Source organism: Marinobacter alkalisoli, from assembly GCF_045449795.1.
In the GTDB taxonomy this organism is placed as follows: Bacteria; Pseudomonadota; Gammaproteobacteria; order Pseudomonadales; family Oleiphilaceae; genus Marinobacter.
The window spans coordinates 70,374-90,720 of the sequence record NZ_JBJJLB010000006.1; the positions used below are offsets into that span (position 1 = coordinate 70,374).

General features: G+C 57.3%; 17 protein-coding genes. 5 read left to right on the forward strand and 12 right to left on the reverse strand.

What is annotated here, in order from left to right; all coding sequences use genetic code 11:
* Positions 1–13: 13 nt before the first annotated feature.
* Positions 14–853 (reverse strand): 23S rRNA (adenine(2030)-N(6))-methyltransferase RlmJ, encoded by an 840-nt coding sequence (locus ACJO3M_RS02070; RefSeq protein ID WP_406999279.1) that lies wholly within the window; start codon positions 851–853, stop codon positions 14–16.
* A gap of 134 nt (positions 854–987) precedes the next feature.
* Here ACJO3M_RS02070 and ACJO3M_RS02075 point away from each other — a divergent pair, with 134 nt between their 5' ends.
* Both ACJO3M_RS02075 and ACJO3M_RS02080 read left to right on the forward strand, forming a co-directional pair.
* Positions 988–2,301 carry an MFS transporter gene (locus ACJO3M_RS02075; protein WP_406999281.1) on the forward strand — a complete coding sequence of 438 codons (1,314 nt, stop codon included), beginning with the start codon at positions 988–990 and terminating at the stop codon, positions 2,299–2,301.
* A gap of 163 nt (positions 2,302–2,464) precedes the next feature.
* On the forward strand, positions 2,465–2,758 hold the full coding sequence (locus ACJO3M_RS02080) for a DUF6316 family protein (RefSeq protein ID WP_406999283.1): 294 nt from the start codon (positions 2,465–2,467) through the stop codon (positions 2,756–2,758).
* Between the two features lie 208 nt (positions 2,759–2,966).
* On the opposite strand, the gene ACJO3M_RS19245 is transcribed toward ACJO3M_RS02080, so the two are convergent.
* The 7 genes from ACJO3M_RS19245 to ACJO3M_RS02125 form a co-directional block, all read right to left on the reverse strand.
* Complete coding sequence (locus ACJO3M_RS19245; protein WP_504362673.1) at positions 2,967–4,037, reverse strand: thrombospondin type 3 repeat-containing protein; 1,071 nt, start codon at positions 4,035–4,037, stop codon at positions 2,967–2,969.
* A gap of 20 nt (positions 4,038–4,057) precedes the next feature.
* Positions 4,058–5,008, reverse strand: coding sequence for an OmpA family protein (locus ACJO3M_RS02100; protein WP_406999284.1), 951 nt, complete (start codon positions 5,006–5,008; stop codon positions 4,058–4,060).
* Positions 5,009–5,535: 527 nt separating this feature from the next.
* A complete protein-coding gene (locus ACJO3M_RS02105; RefSeq protein WP_406999286.1) occupies positions 5,536–5,895 on the reverse strand; it encodes a DUF4870 family protein in 360 nt (119 codons plus the stop codon).
* Between the two features lie 67 nt (positions 5,896–5,962).
* Positions 5,963–7,603, reverse strand: coding sequence for a methyl-accepting chemotaxis protein (locus ACJO3M_RS02110; protein WP_406999288.1), 1,641 nt, complete (start codon positions 7,601–7,603; stop codon positions 5,963–5,965).
* A 217-nt stretch (positions 7,604–7,820) separates the two neighbouring features.
* Positions 7,821–9,857, reverse strand: a complete 2,037-nt coding sequence (locus ACJO3M_RS02115; RefSeq protein ID WP_406999290.1) for a PhoX family protein — start codon at positions 9,855–9,857, stop codon at positions 7,821–7,823.
* Positions 9,858–10,051: 194 nt separating this feature from the next.
* Positions 10,052–10,351: a hypothetical protein gene (locus tag ACJO3M_RS02120; protein ID WP_406999292.1), complete on the reverse strand. Its 300-nt coding sequence runs from the start codon at positions 10,349–10,351 to the stop codon at positions 10,052–10,054.
* A gap of 129 nt (positions 10,352–10,480) precedes the next feature.
* Entirely contained in the window at positions 10,481–10,744 is a 264-nt protein-coding gene (locus ACJO3M_RS02125; RefSeq protein WP_406999293.1) for a hypothetical protein, read from the reverse strand.
* Positions 10,745–10,993: 249 nt separating this feature from the next.
* On the opposite strand from ACJO3M_RS02125, the gene ACJO3M_RS02130 reads away from it, so the two are divergent.
* The gene (locus tag ACJO3M_RS02130; RefSeq protein ID WP_406999696.1) at positions 10,994–12,220 is read left to right on the forward strand and encodes an alkane 1-monooxygenase; all 1,227 of its coding nucleotides are present in this window, start codon (positions 10,994–10,996) and stop codon (positions 12,218–12,220) included.
* Positions 12,221–12,391: 171 nt separating this feature from the next.
* On the opposite strand, the gene ACJO3M_RS02135 is transcribed toward ACJO3M_RS02130, so the two are convergent.
* The gene (locus tag ACJO3M_RS02135; RefSeq protein ID WP_406999295.1) at positions 12,392–13,171 is read right to left on the reverse strand and encodes a crotonase/enoyl-CoA hydratase family protein; all 780 of its coding nucleotides are present in this window, start codon (positions 13,169–13,171) and stop codon (positions 12,392–12,394) included.
* A 300-nt stretch (positions 13,172–13,471) separates the two neighbouring features.
* Positions 13,472–15,274, reverse strand: coding sequence for an acyl-CoA dehydrogenase (locus tag ACJO3M_RS02140; RefSeq protein WP_406999296.1), 1,803 nt, complete (start codon positions 15,272–15,274; stop codon positions 13,472–13,474).
* A gap of 258 nt (positions 15,275–15,532) precedes the next feature.
* On the opposite strand from ACJO3M_RS02140, the gene ACJO3M_RS02145 reads away from it, so the two are divergent.
* Complete coding sequence (locus ACJO3M_RS02145) at positions 15,533–16,528, forward strand: GlxA family transcriptional regulator (protein WP_406999298.1); 996 nt, start codon at positions 15,533–15,535, stop codon at positions 16,526–16,528.
* A 111-nt stretch (positions 16,529–16,639) separates the two neighbouring features.
* Positions 16,640–16,804 (forward strand): hypothetical protein, encoded by a 165-nt coding sequence (locus tag ACJO3M_RS02150; RefSeq protein ID WP_406999300.1) that lies wholly within the window; start codon positions 16,640–16,642, stop codon positions 16,802–16,804.
* 20 nt (positions 16,805–16,824) lie between these two features.
* On the opposite strand, the gene ACJO3M_RS02155 is transcribed toward ACJO3M_RS02150, so the two are convergent.
* Together ACJO3M_RS02155 and ACJO3M_RS02160 are read right to left on the reverse strand one after the other, a co-directional pair.
* On the reverse strand, positions 16,825–17,844 hold the full coding sequence (locus ACJO3M_RS02155; protein ID WP_406999302.1) for a CNNM domain-containing protein: 1,020 nt from the start codon (positions 17,842–17,844) through the stop codon (positions 16,825–16,827).
* A gap of 7 nt (positions 17,845–17,851) precedes the next feature.
* Positions 17,852–19,906, reverse strand: a complete 2,055-nt coding sequence (locus ACJO3M_RS02160; protein WP_406999304.1) for an FAD-dependent oxidoreductase — start codon at positions 19,904–19,906, stop codon at positions 17,852–17,854.
* Between the last annotated feature and the right edge of the window lie 441 nt (positions 19,907–20,347).

Sequence of the window (20,347 nt, forward strand, 5' to 3'; positions counted from 1 at the left end):
GAAAAGGCGCGGCCTATTCCGGCACCAGCCAGTCCATGGTGGCAGATACGTTCAGACACTCCTCACCCGAAACCTCGGCCAGCATCGCCGCGAGACGCTCATCAAAGCCCCAGGGCGGATTCACCACCAGCATGCCTGACCCGGTCATCCCCTTGTCCGGGGGGCACTTCAAATGGATCTCGCTGCTGAGAACCCGGGTGACCGGCCCGTTCACAACCGCCTGTTTGAGCGTCTGTTCCAGCCCCGATGTCAGTATCGGATACCAGACAAGATAGACGCCGTGGCGACATTTGCGCCAGGCCCGCACGAGCGTATCCGCCACCGCGCCATAGTCCGACTTGACCTCATAGGAAGGATCGATCAGCACCAGCAGGCGTGGTAACGGCGGCGGCAACTGGCGCAACAGGCCACTCAGGCCGTCCTCACGAAACACCCGGACTTTGTCGCGCCCTGCCCAGTCCGCCAGGTGCCGGCCTTCGGTCGGGTGAAGTTCGAAGGTGGTCAACGAGTCCTGAGGGCGCCGGAAACGCCGGAACCATTCCGGTGAACCCGGGTATTGGTCCAGTGCTGATCCGCCCTGATTAATATCCGCCAGGACATTGACCAGCGGCTGCCAATCTTCCCCCAGGGAAGACGGACCCGCCGCCCACAATTTCCGGATACCCTGCTCCGCCTCTGCCGTTTTCTGTGAACGCTCGCTACGCAGATCATACAACGCACTGCCGGCGTGAGTGTCGAAACAGGCGATACCAGCCGGCTTGGCCTGCAACATCCGCAAGGCCAGCGCCTGGGCGCCGTGTTTCTGGACATCGGCAAAGTTGCCGGCATGGAAACCGTGGAGATAGCTGAGCATGAAACATCCTGTGGCGGTCTGACGTCGTATGATCGCATTAGGCCCTAAGATCAAAACGGGAGCAAGCCGGCTGGGGCCCTTGCGCCAGCCCTGCTATCATTCCCAACGGGTTCCGGTTTCCAGAGGAGGCGCACTTGTCAGCGAAGTCCAGTCATGCAGCAGAACAACTCTACGCCCTGATCGCCAACGAGGAGGATGCCAGGGTCTGTAAGGACATTCCTGACGAAGCCTGCCGCGAAGTCCCTCGCAATTTCTTCCTGATACTGGCCAGCAATGTGCTGACCAAGCTCGGTGATTTGCTGATCAGCCCCAAAACCGTTCTCGCCTGGCTACTCAGTTCGATAGGCGCACCAGCCCTGGTCGCCTGGCTGGTGCCCATCCGGGAATCCGGATCCATGGTGCCACAAATGGTCATAGCGGCCTGGGTACGGCGCAAACCCGTGAGAAAGTGGTTCTGGACGCTGGGCAGTTTTGGCCAGGCTATCAGTGTCGTGGCCATGGCTGCCAGTATCTGGTTTTTCGAAGGGTATGCCGCCGGTGGTGGCTTGATCGCGGCGCTGGTGGCCTTTTCCCTGGCACGGGGTTTCTGCTCGGTCTCCATGAAGGATGTGCAGGGAAAATGCATTCCAAAAACCCGGCGCGGCCGCCTCTCGGGCCTTGCCACAACCATCGGCGGCTCAGCCACCGTCGTGCTGACGGCGCTGCTGTTCTGGGATCGTGGTGACCCGGGAATTGTCTTCTATACACTTTTGCTTCTGCTCGCTGCCGGGCTCTGGGTCATTGCCGGACTACTGTTCGCGAACATCCAGGAGCACCAGGGGGAAACCGGCGGTGGCGGCAATGCCATGACGGAAGCGCTGAAGCGCCTGTCACTGCTGCGGGACGACGCTCCCTTCCGCCATTTTGTCATCACCCGTGCATTATTGCTGTGTTCCGCACTGGCCTCTCCCTATTTCGTGGTTCTGGCCCAAAAGGAAGCGGACAGCGATTGGCTGCTGGGCGTGTTCCTTCTGGCCAGCAGCCTGGCGAGTTCCGTAAGCGCCAGTTTCTGGGGCTGGATGGCGGATACATCCAGCCGGCGGGTAATGATTCGCGGCGCAGCGATCGCCAGCGCAACTTGCCTGCTGGTTGGCGTTATTGCCTTGCTCGCCGGAGAGCGAGCCGGAAGCGTCTGGTTCTACCCGATTGCCTTTTTCATCCTGAGCATCGCCCATGCCGGCGTGCGCCTTGGCCGGAAAACCTATCTGGTTGACATGGCGGGAGGTAACAAACGAACGGACTACACCGCTGTCAGCAACACCGTCATCGGTGTACTGCTGCTTGTAACAGGTGGATTCACAGCACTCATATCCATGGTCTCAGACGTCGCGGTAATCCTGACACTGGGATTCATGGGGTTGGCGGGAGCCGTCAGCGCACTACGCCTGAAAGAAGTCACCGGCGATTGACCGACAACACTGTGATACGCGTCACAACAATCAATGCGTTCAAATGAACAATCCGTATCATTTAGCCAGCAGTGGTAGGTCTATACTCTGCGGGGAAGCAGAACAACATGGATGTGTTGTTTCGTGCAGTAGTTCTGAAGTAAATATCCATTGAGGATTGAACATGCGAGACCCGAAAATTCCTTCGAGCCACACCAATCGACTGGTTCGCACCGCATTCGGCTGGTACGCCCTCACGCGCGAGCAATCCGATCTGGGCCCGTTCAACAGCGAGCAGGAAGCCTCTGACGCCCTGAGCCGCCATATTCACGTCTATAAGGGCGTAAACACCCGTAACGACCGCGACGGCAAGCCGCATTCCGGAATCTCACTCCATGATTCCGCAAACTGCCAGAAATCCAATTGCGCCCTGTGTGCCGAAGCGTACATTCTGCGCCAGGGCATGATTGCTTCGTGACAACGGATCACTGCCGAACGGCTGAGGGCGAGCAGGAGATGCTCGTTCCTCGTCATCGGCGGTACCGGGTCCTCACTGCCATTCTTGTCTTTGCTGCCGGTCTGACCGCTGTTCATTGGTTAAGTCCGTTATAAGATTGCAAGATAGAAAAAACCCGCAAATCCTGCGGGTTTTTTCTGGCACTTCCTATTCCTGCCTTATTAGCATGTCATAGTGCGTTCTCACTCGCGCAGATCGCAATAACCCCCAACTGGGTCACCACGTTAATACCGCCCACACCAACAGTCACCTCGTTGAAATCTTCCGTGGTATCAAACACAAGGAAGCCCGCATCACCATCATTCAACTGACCGAGAAGATCCAGGTTCGCAAGGCTCGTGTCGGTGAATGTTTCCTGCTCCGTGCCATTCAAGCCGGTAGTCACCGTGATGGAGCCAAGTAAATCCAGACTCAGAAGCTGATCAGGGTCAACTACCGCCACGCCCAATCTATTGGGCCCTTCATAGATCTCGCCATTATCAACAGCATCAAGATCAACGGTGCCCACAAGGTTCAGCGGCACATTGATGGTCGCAGAGTTAAGGAAATTACTGTCAACAACATTCTCGGGATTATCAACGCAACCATTCAGGCACAGGAGTGAAGTATCTCCGGTAGCAATCGCATCGGGCGACTGGAAAGGCTTGAACGGCGCACTTTCCGCGGTCCCACATGAGTACGCAGTATCCGGATCACTGTCCGCAACGGGGTCACAGGCATCACCGATCCCGTCACCATCCGTATCAGTCTGACTACTGTTGGACGTGTCCGGGCAGTTATCTTCACTATCGGGAACACCATCGCCATCACGATCGCTTGTGTCCTCACACGCGTCGCCTACGCCATCACCGTCGCTGTCTTCCTGACCAGGATTGAAGGTGTTGGGACAGTTATCATCAACATCCTTTATCCCGTCACCATCGGTGTCCGCATCAGCCGCAGTGCAGTTCGGATCGGGGTTGCGAGGACAGGCATCAAAAGAGTTGTCGACGCCATCACCATCAATATCCGCATCGCAGGCATCACCAATACCATCACCATCCATATCTTCCTGACCGGGGTTGGGTTCCAGAGGGCAGTTGTCATCAACATTCACAACACCGTCGCCATCTTCGTCCAACTGCTCGACATCACCACCAACAGCTCCATCCGATCCGCTACTGTCGGACTTACAACCCGCCAGAGCCAGCACTGCCGTTATCAGTAAAGCCAGGTACCAATTAAATCTTGTCATTTTCATGGTGTTACTCCTCTTACCGCTCAGCGGGAAAGCACATTGAATTCAACGCGACGATTCCGCTCTCGCCCTTCTTCGGTATCGTTACTGCGAACCGGTTGGGTTTCGCCATAACCGGTGGCAGTCATCTGGTCCGGGGAAACACCCAGATCAATCAGATAATTGCGAACCGAATCCGCCCTTCTCTGAGAGAGTTCACGGTTGTATTCTTCCGCCCCCACGCTATCGGTGTGACCGGCCAGTTCCACTTCCAGGTCGGGCTGACCTTTCAGGGCATCGGCGGTGCGGACCAGCAGATCCCGGGCATTGGCCGTCAGACGGTCGGAATTGAAATCAAAGGTGACGCCCAGAAGAACCACGGATTGCTCCCGGTCGGTCTTGACGCACCCCACCGAATCCACTTCCAGGCCTTCCAGCGTATTCGGGCACTGGTCGACACCATCAACCACGCCATCGCCATCGGAATCGGCAAAGTCTTTCTCAACCACCACTTCACGCTCAACAACCGTTGTCTTCTCGACAATTTGTTTGCGAGTGGCGCCGATGGGGACTGTAAGGCCCAGACTGAACTGGATGTCGGACAGACCATCATCAAAGGAGTCATAGAAATAACGGGCGTCACCGCGGATACGGAGCCCGGATTGTGTCAAGGGAGAAGTCATGAGGCCCAGCCCGACATTGGCAAAGCCGCCGAACTCACTCGAGGAATTGTTGGCAACGTCATTTCGGGAAACACCGCCGCCAATCAGGCCGTAGGGCGTAAATTCCTTGTCGCCAAAGAAACGATAGCTGATATCAGCGCCCAGACCCTGCTGGTAGTAATCCGTGAATCCGGACTCGCCGGTTTCAATGACACCCGCAAAGCCCTGAGGCTCCACCCACCAGTGTTTGTCCAACCGAATACCATAGATCACCCGAACGGCAGAACCGTACTCGTCAGTGCGGTCGCTGTCCGGCTCAATATAGACACCCATGACCGAAAACTCACGGGTATGCTGGACACTATCTGTAGCCTTTGCGATTTCGGGCACCAGCGTCACAAGCAAGCTTGCGGCCAACAACGAAGGTATTTGTATCGGCTTCCTCATTCCAAACGCTCTCCCTTATTGTCATTACGGTAGCCACCATGTGAGTAAACCCACACGCTAACTGCCCAGAGTATAGGACAAATATTGGAGAGAATTGGCCTGGCTGCCGCTTACAAAAAGAAACAGATGCCATGACACTTTTGGGTGACAACGAAAGAACTAGAGGGAACTCAAAAGAATGATCAGGAATGAGAGAAGTATGATTCTACATACACAATTGAAAATAAAAGATTTTTTAATTTGCTATGGGAGATGAAACAAGACGGGTGTTACCGTCGGGGAAACAGGCCGGCAAAAACCCGTCCATATATGAGGTTTGATCGCGACCGTTTTTTGGCAGAAAAAAATCTAAAAAAACAAAGAAATTTTAATTGTTCAAGAGCATAGATCACATATTTGTTATCTTTAGTAACTTATGGTGCCTTACCATCATTCAATGCCAGCGCCCCTTTTACGATCCGGTAAATAAACCAGATCGCGATGCCGAGCCAAAAAAACCAGCCAATGATCAGGGGAGCGGTCAGCGTACCGATTACCAACCACAACAGCCCGATCCAGAAGGTGCGGATCTGCCATCGAAAATGCGGCTCTATCCAGGTGCCTGTTACGTCATCCATCTTGACGTAATTGATGATCACTCCAACCAGCGGCGTTATACCGGCGAAAAAGAACAGGCCCTGGAGGATGTATACGACGACAGCCAGGTTCCGGGCGGGGTCGGATCGGCGGGCGTCGGGATCAGAATCAGCGGGAATGAATTCTGGCTCGGTCACAGGTTACTCCGGTCAATACAATGACTGGAGTCTACCATAAGGCGCCTGGCACGGAAGGAATCGCACCTCAGTGATTGTCCGGACGGTACCCAACCCGGAAACCGCCCCAATGGCGACCATTCACAAATACCGGCACCGACAGGTCGTGCATGATTTCTCCGGTATCCCGCCGATAGGTCTGCAGCAACATGTCTTCGGTGTGATTGCCACAGCGCGCGCCGGTACGGTCATTGAACAACCGCTTACTACGGCTTTTCACCAGGTCCACATCGGGGTCGCCGGTCGGGGCATGGGCAAAATTCCGGTTATGGGTGGGCACGTACCCATCCGGTGCGGCGGCAATGGCAAACACCACGGCGTTGTGTGAATCCTTGACGGGCTCCTGTGCCGACGGCAGGTGCTGATCGGTAAACTGGTCAAAGGCACTGGAATATTTCTGTGGCCGGGTATTGGGAATCGGGTTGCGGGTTTTGTCGAACAGCGCCCCCTCCGTGATTCTGCCGTCACGGATAGCCTGCTCGAACAGCTGCCCGATGCGGTCCGCCCCCTCCCTTGCCTGCTGGTAAAAGAAGCGGTGATAGCTGGCATCACTGTTGAGGGCAAACGCAGCGTTTGCCTTCTCCGCCAGCTCCATCAGGGTAGCGGCCTGCTCCGCCAGCGACTCCACGCTGCTGTCGCTTTCGGAAATCTGATCACGCACCGTGCCGATAGCAGTAAACACCTTCTCCAGGCTCTGTTCGTTGTTCTGATCACTCTCAGCGATGCGGGCAACCTGTTGCTGCAAGTGATCCGACTGGTCGCGGATCTGATCCAGTTGTTCTCCCACACTCTCTACGGACGTCAGCCCTGCTTCCACACTCCGAGCCAGGTCCTCGATACGAGACACAATCAATGTGGTGTCTGTGCGGATTTCCTCCAGCGTCTCCGCGACCTCGCCTGTTGCCTGCGCTGTCCGACCGGCCAGTTGCCGTACTTCGTCGGCAACGACTGCAAAACCACGACCCTGATCCCCCGCCCGGGCTGCCTCAATTGCGGCATTCAGCGCCAGCAGGTTGGTCTGTTCGGCGATACCCTGAATGGTGGTGGTTACACCCTGAATACGGTTGGATTTTTCATTCAGTTCCTGGATCAGCCGTAGGTTCTCAGCGGATTGCTGATGGACCACCCTGACGCTTTCGATAGCGCCGGTCAGTGACTGGCGGCCTTCGGCACTGATCTGGCTCGCCTGCTGTGCCATCGTGGCGGCGTCGGCGGCCTGGCGGGATGACTCCCGCACCGTTTCAGTGATCTGACCGGTGTAATCCGCCATTTGGGCAGTTTCTTCCACCTGGCGGTCCAGGCGAAGCTTGAGCTGGTCTGCGGCGTATGAAACCTGGGCGGCGGAAATGGCATTCCTGTCAGCGCTGCCAGAGAGTGTTTCCACCAGCGCACGGCCAACCCTGGCATCAGACACCAATTGGCCACACTGGTCCGCGATGGGGTTACCGTCCGACAATTGACCGGAGTTCAGTTCCTTCAGCCCCCGCTCGACAGGCTCCAGCACACGAAGTACCAGATAGCCGGTAGCAACCACCAGCCCGACGAGAATTCCGACAAGCAGGGAGATGGCATCCAGGCCAGTCACGGGTGCCGCCAGCACACCAATGATTGCAACAACAACCGCAAATATCGCCCCTTTCCAAGCCACTGGCCGCAAAAGTAATCCCATGCCAACCTCGATGATGTCATTACTGATTTAGAATTGTTATTGAGGGTCATTCCGGAGCTTACTGAATTGGGCTGGGTTGTGATCTCATACTTTAGTTCATTCTGTCGCTGTTTGACGGCGGAGGTTTCCAGAACTTAAGAAGGGCAACTAAAAGAACGGGCCGCCCCGGTCGGGGCGGCCCGTTCTGACTGACTTTCAGATTTTGCGACTGCGCGGATCAGGCGCCAACCACCCCGCCATCGTCCCGGGTCACGATGACTGTTGCGTCCCGGGGACGCGGTTCATCCGCGTTGGGCCAATTGCCCTGGGGGTGCTGGATGTTAACAAACATGGTCTTGCCGTCCGGTGTAGTAACAACCCCGGTCACTTCACAGTTGACAGGGCCTACGAAGAACCGGCGAATATCCCGGGTCTGCGGATCGGCGGCCAGCATCATGTTGTTGAGGTATGGCTCGCTCCAGCTTCCGTCTGTCTGAATCCACAGCCGGCCGTTGTAGTCGAACCACAGGCCGTCCGGACTGTTGAAGATGTTGGTGTTATCCAGGGTCACAACCGCTTCACCATCAACGACCGTTTCCGTGCCCTGCTCACCGGCAAATACGAAAATATCCCACTCAAAGGCCGTTGCGGCGTGATCGCTTCCGGCCTCCATCCAGCGGATGATGTGGCCGGTACTGTTCTCAACCACCGGGTTGGCGGCGTTGACGTCATCATACCCATCCTTGCCCCGGTTGCTGTTGTTGGTCAGCGTGAAATAGACCTCACCGGTTCCCGGATCCACAGCACCCCATTCCGGGCGGTCCATCGTGGTTGCACCCGCAATGTCCGCCGCCAGGCGGGTATTGAGCAAAACGTCCTGCTGGCTCTCAAAGCCATCAAAAGCAATATCGCCCACGTTGGTGCCCACCGCAGCAGCCACTTTCGCTGCGAACGCCTCATCGTCCAGTGAGAGGGGCAGCCAGTCTCCGGAACCGTCATCGTTAAAGCGCGCTACGTAGAGCGTGCCTTCGTCCAGGAGATAACCACCGGCAGTTGCCGCGTAGTAGGGTTGCGCGGAAACAAACTTGTAGATGTATTCGAAACGGGAATCATCACCGGAATAACACACCACCGGCTCCCCTTCCCTGGCGGGGGCGAAAATGACGCCCTCATGGCCAAAACGTCCCAGTGCTGTCCGCTTTTGTGGTTTGCTTTCCGGCGTGAACGGATCAATCTCCATCATGAACCCGTAGGTGTTGGCTTCATTGCGGTAGTCGAGATCGGCAGAAGCCTCCTTGGTCGACACATCAAACCGCAGATACTGGTCCTCTGCGCTGTCAGCCAGCTCCCAGTCGTACCGTGATGACGATCCCACACCATGACGAACCTGCTCACGCGGTTGGCTTGCATCACTGCTGGCAAAATAACCGTGCCAGTTTTCTTCCGCCGTCAGATAGGTGCCCCAGGGTGTTGGCCCCATGGAGCAGTTGTTCAATGTGCCCCGGGTCTCGGTTCCCGTGGGACTGTATTTGGTGAAGAGTTTCTCATAACCACGCAGTGGTCCGCGGATATCCATCGGAGTGCCACCGGTAACCCGGCGGTTGAAAGGGCTGCCATGGACGACTTCCCACTCACCATCCGTGGATTGCTTGATATGGATAACGGACACGCCGTGGGCGGCAACCTCTTTGCGAACCTCGTCTGCCGGTCGGGTGCCGTCACCATTGGTCGTGGCCCCGGACGGGTGCAACGCTGACTGGTTGATGTACTCATGGTTCATCACCAGCAAGCCTTCCGTAGAGCTGTTGCCCCCGGCTTTCTGATCAATCGGGAAGAAGTGCATGCCATCGTGGTGCATGCCCACCTGGTTTTCCTGGTCAGCCCCGGTGTTGGTTCCATCCGGGAGGTAAGCCGGGTAGCTCCCGGTCAACGGCGTTCCCCACGGCACAAAGGCCGTCGCTGTGTAGCCCTCGGGCACTACCACCCGGTTCTGATCGGAAACGGCGACCGCCTTGAAACCAAGCTCTGTTGTAGCCTCAACGCCGCCGGAACCCCCATCCAGGTTGTCATTGTCATCGTCGCTGTCATCATCAGAACAGCCGACCAGCCCCATGCCCATCAAACTGGTCAGTGCGGCACCTACTGTGCCCTTCATCAGGGTGCGGCGCTCCATTCGCGACGCCAACACGGACGTAAACGATGTGTTGCCGGAATGATTGACCACCGGTTCGTAATTCGGATCCAGATAGTTGGGATCAAGGTCTTGCTTGGCCATGAATGCCTCTCTAATCAGGTTATTAGGTGTGTAATGATCAGAGGACAGTGTCAGCTCAATAAATGACAGGCTGTGGACAATAAGAAGTCAGTCTCTTTACCGTTTTTTGACACCCCATTTCAGTCGTCCATACACAAAAAAACCCGCTCCATTATCATGGAGCGGGTTTTCTCTGAACTGCGGTCAGCCGCTACTTACTTTTCGTCTTCAGTAACTTCATCGTAGCCTTCTTCCATGGCGTCGCCAGCGTCGTCGGCTGCCTCGCCAATTTCATCAGCCGCGTCTTCTGCACCTTCCTGCATTTCACCCATGGCGCTCTCGTCCTGACCGGTCATCTCTTCAGCGCCTTCCTCAATTGAATCACCGGCATCGTCCATCATCTCACCGGCGTTGTCGGCGGCCTCATCAAAATCGGCACCCTCGTCTTCCTGACTGCAAGCTGCAAGACCCAGCGTCATAATCAGAGCCAATGCACTCAAAGTTAGCTTGTTCATACCATGTCCTTTCGTTGGCGAATGTAAACAACGGAGACGAGTGTAGGGCCGCCGCTGCATGGGAGGCAATTACCGGGGGATTACTCTTTTGTTAGCTCATACAGCCAGTTAACCAGACTTGAGGGAATATCAGCCAATTCCGCTGGATATTTCCACGCCATCCACCATGACCACATGATCCAGCCGAAGCATCTGCCCCCTGCCGATCAGTACGAATTCCCGACCCGCCCGGCTGAACAGGTCACGGATAACATCGTGGACTATCTGGACCTGACCGGCATCGTCCCGATAGACGATTTCCAGAAGCCGCGCGGACGATAGATGCTCCCGCAGAAACTGGTGAACAGACCAGTGGACCGATGGCGGTGCGCTGGAGAGATTTCCCGAGGCCATAGTTGACGCTTCCCTGTGAGTCGTGACCGTTGCCTTGTCAGTGTGGTCCATAAACCATTGCTTTGCCAATTTCACGATGACCTGTTTCTGACCCATTGTGATAAAGATTACTGTTGCATTGATAGATTGTCCGACATAAAGTGAAATCACATCCTGATGACTGGAGCCCCGACAATGAATACAAAAACCCGTGACAAACTGGATTGCCAGACAGCTGATGCAACCGTCAATGTCAGTGCGAATGAGGAAATGCCCTCCTCCAACAAGGCGGGGCAGGACTGGAAGGACCCCAAACGCTACCTGTGGCTGATGGGGCCGGCACTGCCGGGGATCGGTCTGGCTGCCCTGGCGGGGTATGCCATCGCACCGAAAAAACTCCGGGCCCTGGCCTGGACCGGCCCGGCACTGGTTCACGGCATCATTCCCGCATTGGACCGGGCCGTAGGCGAGGACAAGAGCAACCCGCCGGAGTCGGCGGTGAAGACCCTGGAGCAGGACAAGTATTACGACCGGATCGTGAAGGCTTTTATTCCAACCCAATACGCCATGACGTTCATGGGCGCCTGGCTGGCAAGCCGCAAGAAAACGCCGCTGGCGGATCGGATTGGCATTACCCTGACGGTTGGCGCTGTAAACGGTATTGGCATCAACACGGCCCATGAGCTGGGGCACAAGTCCAATAAGCTGAACAAGCTGATGGCCATGGCGGCGCTGGCGCCAACCGGTTACACCCACTTTGTGGTGGAGCACAACTTTGGCCACCATAAACGCGTGGCAACACCCGAGGACCCGGCCAGCAGCCGTATGGGCGAGAGTTTCTGGAAGTTCCTGCCGCGCACGGTGGTGGGCGGTATCAAGTCTGCCGTGAAGATCGAGAAGGCGCGCCTGGCACGTAAGGGCAAGGGCTTCTGGAGTCTGGACAATGAGCTGCTGCAGGGCTGGGCGATGAGTGCCGGGCTCTTCGGTGCCACTACTCTGGTATGCGGGCCCCGCGCCATTCCGTTCCTGGCGGCACAGGCGGCCTACGGCGCCAGTCTGCTGGAAACGGTGAACTATGTGGAGCACTACGGCCTGCTGCGTCAGAAAGATGCCAAGGGCAAGTACGAACGCACCCAGCCGTCCCACAGCTGGAACAGCAATCACATTGTGACCAACCTGTTCCTGTATCAGCTACAGCGCCATTCGGATCACCATGCGCATCCGACCCGCAGCTTCCAGGCATTGCGTCACTTTGAGGATGCGCCACAATTGCCGGGCGGTTATGCGTCCATGCTGGTGCCAGCCTATTTGCCATCCCAGTGGTACGAGATGATGGATAAGCGGGTGATTGAGCACTACGAGGGGGATCTGGACAAGATCAACTGGGATCCTGACCGCAAGGCGGAGCTGATGGCCAAGTATGCCGATTATGCAGCTGAGGTGGCTGCCAAGGCCAAGGCCCGGAAAGAGTCTTCTGCTTCAGAGGAGGCCGCCTAGAAACCCAGCCCTGGTGCATGCGGCCATCAGGGAGCATCTTTCCGAAACACGCCCGCAAGTACGTCCATGTAGGGCTCGGCTGTGGCCATCCCTGGCCACAGACGGTTTCGGAAAGACGCTCCCTGCTGTCCGCTCGGACTTGGTTGCCAGCCGCCCGCTCAGAGTCCGGAGTTACCTTCCTTTGAAAACCGCATCCCTTCTTTCCAGGAAAGACTGGATTCCTTCTTTTACATCCTCACTGGCCATGACCGGCCGGAGATCCGGGAACAACCGTTGCTTCGCGGCCTCCTGCCCTTCACTGACAGCGATTTTTGATGACTTCAGGCTGCCCTGAACACCCAGCGGCGCGGCTTTTGAAATTTTCTCAGCAATCTCCATGGCCACATTGAACTGCTCGCCCGGCTCCACCAATTCCTGAATCAGCCCCCACTGGAAAGCCTGCTCGGCGGTCCATTCGTCGCCGGTGAGCAGGTAGCGCTGGGCATTGCCCCAGCCGATTTCCCGCTGCAGGCGAATGGTCGCGCCACCGCAGGCGAAGATGCCGCGTTTGACTTCCAACTGTGCGAAGCGGGTGCCTTTGGCGGCTACGCGGATGTCGGTGTTGAGCATCATTTCGACACCACAGGTGAAACAGATGCCCTGGGCGGCGAAAACAACCGGTTTGGTGAGGCCTTCGCCGGTGACGTGGAAGGGGTCGAGTTCGCCCTCCCCCGGTTCAATGCCCGTGCCGTCGGCAAATACACCCGCCCAGTCGTCCAGTTGCAGGCCGCTGGTGAAGTGGTCACCTTCGGCGTACATCAGACCGACCCTCAGGTCCGGGTCGTTTTCCAACTGGTGATAGGCCGCCGCGATTTCGTGGTACATCGCCCGATTCATGGCGTTCATTTTTTCCGGGCGGTTCAGACCGATTAACAGGATGTGGCCCCGTTTTTCCACGTGTACCAGTGACATTTGATGTGCCCTCAACTTTGGGAACCTAGCCTGCTTGCTGCGGGGTGGCACGGTCAACGGGGTGGTCGTTCCGGGACACGCCCACAAGTACGTCCCTGTAGGCTCGTTTCGGGCCGTCCATGGCCCTCAACGGTCCCGTAACGACCACCCCGTCGCCCGTGCGCCATACTTCCGCAATATATCCGGCAACAGGCTCGGGAAATGGAATTCTGATCATTCCAGACTCTGGTTGACCAACTTGCGGAACTTTCCATTGCGCTAACTCCAGGACTCTCAGGCCTGGAGTATGGAAGCATCAGGTCAGAACCACTCGGACTTCATGTTCAGACAAGTATCGTCCTGATTACGGAGCAGAACCAGATCCTGCGCCACTGTCGGCAACTCCCAGTGGAAGAAGTACTGGGCGGCCTGGAGTTTGCCCTGGTAGAAGTTGCGCTCATCGTCACTGTTGGCGGACGCCAGGGCATTGGCGGCGGCGTTGGCCTGGCGGAGCCACATCCAGGCGACAATGATGTGGCCGAACAGGTGCAGGTAGCAGGCAGCGTTGGCCAGTGGTTTGTCTACGTCGCCACCCATCAGGGATTTGCCCAAGTCCTGGGTGACTTTGACTGCCTGCTGCAGGGTTTCGCTGAGTGACAGCGCCCATTGCTGGCAGCGATCCGTAGTTGCCGCCTCGAGATCCACCTGCATTTCCTGCATCAGCAGTTGCAGGCCGTGGCTCTGATCCTGCCAGATTTTGCGGCCCAGCAGGTCCAGGGCCTGAATGCCATTGGTGCCTTCGTGGATGGGGTTCAGGCGGTTATCTCGCCAGCACTGCTCCACCGGATATTCCCGGGTGTAGCCAGCACCGCCGTAGACCTGGATCGCCAGATCGTTGGCCTTGGGGCCGTATTCGGAGGGCCAGGCCTTGATGACCGGGGTAAGCAGGTCGAGCAGCTTGCCGGCTTCCTGACGCTTCTGTTCGTCAGGATGGGTATGCTGGTCATCCATCAGGCGAGCGCCGTACAGGCACAGGGCCAGGCCGCCTTCGCTGTAGGCCTTCTGGGCCAGGAGCATGCGCCGTACGTCGGCGTGATCAATGATCGGCACCTGGGGGGATTCCGGGTTTTTCTCGCTGGCTTTGCGGCCCTGGAGGCGGTCTTTGGCGTATTCCAGGCTGTGCATGTAGCCGCGATAGCCGACCACAGCCGCACCAAAGCCTACTCCGACTCGCGCTTCGTTCATCATCTGGAACATGTATTTCAGGCCCTGATGAGGCTCGCCAACCAGATAACCGTGGCAAGGAGCGTCATCACCGAAGCTCAAGGCGGTGGATGTGGTGCCACGGTAGCCGAGCTTGTGAATCAGGCCGGCGAGGTTGACGCCGTTGCGTTCGGTGGGATTCCCCTCTTCGTCCACCAGGAACTTGGGCACGATGAACAGGGAGATGCCTTTCACGCCGGCAGGAGCACCTTTGATTTTCGCCAGCACCATGTGAACGATGTTCTCGGTGATGGACTGCTCGCCTCCGGAGATGTAGATCTTGGCGCCTTTGATCAGGTAGTGGCCATCGTCCGTGGGGGTCGCGGAAGTGCGAATATCCGCCAGGGATGAGCCAGCGTGGGGTTCCGTGAGGGCCATGGTGCCGGTATAGCGGCCGGAGAGCATGTGCGGCAGGAAGGTGGTTTTCTGCTGCTCGTTGCCAAAGACGCGGACGAGGTTGGCGGCGGCGGTAGTCAGGAACGGGTAGCCTGCGGTGCCGGGGTTGGCGGCGGTGAAGAAGCCGTTGCAGGCGGCCATGACGGATTCCGGCAGTTGCATTCCGCCCAGGTCATAGTCGTAACGGCCGGCGATAAAGCCCGCTTCGGCGTAAGCGTCGAAGGCTTCCTTGACCTGGGGCAGCATCTCTACCTCACCGTTGACGAATTTGGGTTCGTCCTTGTCGGCAGCGCTGTTATGGGTCGCAAACTTTTCCCGGGCCATTTTGTCGGCGGTTTCGATGACGGCATCGAAGGTGTCGCGACTGTGTTCGCTGAAGCGCTCGCGGGTGGTGAGGCTGTCGGTATCGAGGACTTCGTAGAGTTGGAACGCCAGGTCGCGGCGGTCGATCAGGGTGTCGGTCATTCTGGGTCTCCTGTTTGTTGCTGACAGCCTCTCATACCTCTGTTTTTCTGGGAACCGGCATTTATGACATAATCTTGGTCAATATCGCCAATCTCATGACCGACCCTGGATTCATTCGGTGCCCGGCGGCCGGCCACCAGCGGGGAATATCCTCCCGGGACACGCTGTAAATACTTCCCTGTACGCTTGAGTGCAGCATCCCTGCTGCACACAGTCCCGGGAGGATATTCCCCGCTGGCGCCCTACATTGGAGTTGGTATGCGAACTGTTTCTGTTATCGGGTTTGATGGGGCGCTTGCCAGCGCCATTACCGGCGTCATTGATCTGTTTCGACTTGCCGGGGTGACCTGGGCGCGGATTAACAGGGAGACGCCTGAACCGCAATTTACTACCCGTTTGCTAACAAAAGACGGGGCGCCCTGTCGCTGCATAAACGGCCTGACGATTCTGCCCGATGGGGCGTGGAACGACGGTCAGTCTTCTGATGACGGTACTGATCTGGTCATCATCCCAACTATTGGCGGACCGATAGAGCGGGTGTTGGCGGAAAATCCGGAGCTGATTGAGTGGCTTGCCGGGTTTCAGTCGTCGGATTCGGGACAGGTGCAGGTGGCCAGCAACTGTACGGGCGCTTTCATGCTGGCAGAGGCCGGGGTGTTGGACGGGCGGCAGGCGACGACCCATTGGGGGTTCAGCAATCAGTTTCGTCAGCGGTACCCGGCGGTGGATCTGCATCCCGACAAGCTGATCACGGTGGATGGGGAAGTTGCCTGTGCCGGCGGCGGGATGGCCTGGTGGGACCTGGGGGTTTATCTGGTGGAGCGGTATGCCGGGGCGCAGGTGGCGCGGGAGTTGGCGAAGGCGTTTGTGATTGATGCCGGGCGTACGAGTCAGGCGCCTTATGGAGCGCTGCAGGCCCGGCGGTATCATTCGGATGCGGCGATCCTGAAATTGCAGGATTGGCTGGACGAGCATTATGGTCAGCCGGTGACTCTGCAATTCCTTGCCACCCAATGCGGTCTGACGGAACGTTCGCTGATTCGACGGTTCAGGGCGGCAACTGGCGACACCCCGACCAGCTACCTTCAGATTCTCAGGATCGAGGCGGCACGACAACACCTGGAAAGTTCACGAATATCGGTGGAAGAGGTGACCCGCCAGGTGGGCTACGAGGACGTGAGTTCCTTCAGCCGGTTATTTCGCAAACACACCGGTCTGACACCCGGGACCTATCGCTCAAGATTTGCACGTTAATTCGACTGAAAGGCCCTCCTGGCCCGGGTTATGCATCGGTATTGAGTGTGGGCCATTCCGTGCCACTGAACGTAAAGAATATTGACGGGTGTAAAAATGGGGAGGTTCGCCATGAACGCACCGATCAGACAAAGCCAGGCAGACATTCTGAGCAAGCTGTACGACATGAAACAAAAGCAACTCGCTCAGGCCTGTCAGCAGGGACACAGCTTGCGTTGTCAGGTACTTGAAGCGGAGGCGGAAGCCATTTTCAATGCTCTGAAAGCCATCCGGTAACCGGATAGCCCACCGACACATCAGGAGCTGTACTTTTTCAGGCGTCGGCTCCATCGTTGCTTCGCATAGCGGCGAAGATTAGAGACATTATCGGTTTCGTCCACGATTTCGGTGCCCAAAAGTGTCTCTAATATGTCCTCCAGCGTCACTATTCCGAGCCAGGTGCCCAATTCGTCATAGACCACGGCCAGGTGTTGCCGCTCCCGTAACATGTCCGAAAACACCAGTTCGATGTTCGTGTTGCCCTTAACTTTTTTAACGGTTCTCAGGCTCTTCTGGAGGTCTGCATCGTCAGGCAGGGTGATCAGGTCGGAACGGTGAAGGTAGCCTAACGTCTCGCCATCCTCGTCGATCACCGGATAGCGGGAAAAGGGCCCTGACTTCACTTTTTCCCGGAACTGCTCAATGGTGGTGTCCGGTGAGATGAACTTGCACACTGTGCGCGGGGTCATCACGGAGCTGACTTTGATCTCATGGAATCGCAGCACGTTCTGGATCATCCGCCGCTCGTCTTCATCCAGCGCCTGCTGGTCCCTGCCGATCTCCGCCAGGGCACTGATTTCCGCCCGGACATCCGTCTCCGGCTCACCGGAGGCAATACGGCGGGTGATCTGTTTCGACAGCCAGATAAACGGCAACAGGCATTTCATCAGGACGCCAAGGATTGCCGGCAGCTTCGGCGCCAATCCCTGCCAGTACTTGGCGCCAATGGTCTTGGGAATGATTTCCGAAAAAATGAGGATTGCCAGGGTCATAACGCCAGAGGCCAACCCCAGCCATGCCTCGCCAAACACCACCGCCACTTGCGCGCCCACACCAGTGGCACCAACGGTATGGGCGATGGTATTAAGTGTCAGAATTGCCGACAGGGGGTCATCAATGTCGTCCTTGAGCTTCCTCAATCGGGCAAACAGCTCGGGGTTGTCCTGTTTGATGGATGCAATGTAGCTCGGCGTAATGGAAAGCAGCGCTGCCTCCAGGATCGAACAGAGGAAAGAGAACCCGATGGACAGAACCGCGAATGCGATCAGAAGTATCATGAATGCCTCAAATACCCGCCGCCACTTCGGTACCCTGGCGGATGGCCCGCTTCGCATCCAGTTCTTCGGCAACGTCGGCGCCGCCAATCAAGTGGGCTTTTACGCCGGCACCGGCCAATTGATCAAATAGTTCACGGTAGGATTCCTGACCGGCGCATATGATCACATTATCGACACTCAGCACTTTGCTTTCCTTTACCTGGCCGTCTTTATCCCTGATGGATATGTGCAGGCCCTCGTCGTCGATGCGGTCGTAACTGCATCCCCGCAGCATGTCTACGTCGCGGTGTTTAAGGCTGTTGCGGTGCACCCAGCCTGAGGTTTTACCCAGACCACCGCCAACCTTGCCGGTTTTGCGCTGCATCAGGTAGATCTTGCGCGGCGACGGTGTGGGCTTACGTTCCGCCAATCCGCCCGGCCCTTCAAATTCCGGGTTAACACCCCACTCTGCCTGCCAATCCGCCACGCTGACCTGCTCGCCCTCCGGGTGATGGCCAAAATCGTGGGTCAGAAATTCGCTGACATCGAAGCCGATACCGCCCGCACCAATCACCGCAACACTTTCGCCAACCGGTTTGTTGTGGCGCAGGACGTCGAGATAACCCAGCACCTTGGGGTGATCGATACCCTCGATGTTCGGTGTCCGTGGCTTAACGCCAGTGGCAATAATGACATCGTCAAAACCCTGTTCGGCCAGCTCGGCGGCTCCGACGCGGGTATTGAGTTTCAGGTCAATCTCCAGCAGTTCGATCTGGCGCTGGTAGTATCGCAGGGTCTCGTAAAACTCTTCCTTGCCAGGAATGCGTTTGGCGTAGTTGAACTGACCACCGATTTTATCGTCGGCCTCGAACAGCGTCACCCGATGGCCACGCCTGGCGGCCGTTGTGGCTGCCGCCAGGCCCGCCGGCCCGGCTCCGACCACCGCGACGCGGCGAACCACGGGCGCTACCGTCAATACCAGTTCGGTTTCATGGCAGGCCCTGGGATTCACCAGGCAGGAGGCGCGCTTAGCCTTGAATACATGATCAAGGCAGGCCTGGTTACAGGCAATGCAGGTATTGATCTCGTCGGCACGGTTCTGCTCGGCCTTGCGCACGAATTCGCTGTCCGCCAACAGCGGGCGGGCCATGGAAACCATATCCGCCTTGCCGGCGGCGAGGATTTCTTCGCCTTTCTCCGGAGTATTGATGCGGTTGGTGGTACAGACCGGAATGTTCACTTCACCGTAAAACTTGGCCGTTACGTCGGCAAAACCGCCGCGGGGTACGGAAGTCACGATAGTGGGCACCCGGGCCTCGTGCCAGCCAATGCCAGTGTTAATAATGGTGGCGCCCGCTTTTTCGATGGCCTTGCCCAGGGTCACGATCTGATCCCAGGTCTGACCGCCTTCCACCAGGTCCAGCATGGAAAGGCGATAGATGATGATAAATTCGGGTCCGACCGCCTCACGCATGCGGCGAACGATTTCCACCGGCAGGCGCATGCGATTCTCGTATGGGCCGCCCCACTTGTCCGTGCGTTTGTTGGTGCGCTCACACAGGAACTGGTTGATAAAATAGCCTTCAGAACCCATCACCTCAACGCCGTCATAGCCGCCGAGCTTCGCCAGTTTCGCGGCATTGACGAAATCGTTGATATGACGCTCCACGCCTTTGGTGGACAGGGCGCGGGCCTTGAACGGGCTGATCGGCGCCTTGGTGGCGGATGCGGACACAATCAGCGGCTGATAACCGTAACGGCCAGCGTGGAGCAACTGCAGGCAGATTTTACCGCCCGCTTCATGGACAGCCCCGGTAACGTGCCGGTGCAGCAACGCGGTGGCGCGGTTGTTCATGGTTGAAGACAAAGGCGCCAACTGGCCCGCCAGGTTCGGTGAATACCCCCCGGTGACCATCAGCCCAACGCCCCCTTCAGCCCGCTCGGCAAAATAGCGGGCAAACTTGTGGATGTTCCAGAACCGGTCTTCAAGTCCGGTATGCATGGAACCCATCAGCACCCGGTTCCTGAGTTCGGTAAAACCCAGATCAAGAGGCTTCAGGAGGTTTGAATAGGCTGCGGTCATAGTGGCTCTCTCAGATTCTCTGATCAGAAAGGGCCATGTTAGCACAGGGCTCCGGGCCCGATGTATGACACAAAACCCGTCCCGGAGGCATTGTTCAGCCAAGCCCCGATGCCCCTCCCGTAACTGCCAATAGTTTTGATTAATCGCAAGCCGACTTGACCTCTGGGGCCTGCCACGTATCATCGGTCCTCGTATCTGACTAACGGAGCACTTATGACCGCCAGGTCCAACGTGTTACACCAACCCGGTTTTCGCCCGGTCACTGCCGATTCGCAGAGACACCGGGGCAGGTTGCCGTACTTTCCAGACCCACCCCGTTTGCTCTGATTCCCCCGCCACAGCCGTTATTGTCAGCGGCATGCACCAATTGGTGCACAATGGCAGGTCGGGAACTAGACTCAGGCACTGACTGCATCTCCATCCATGAAAGAGAAAAACCAA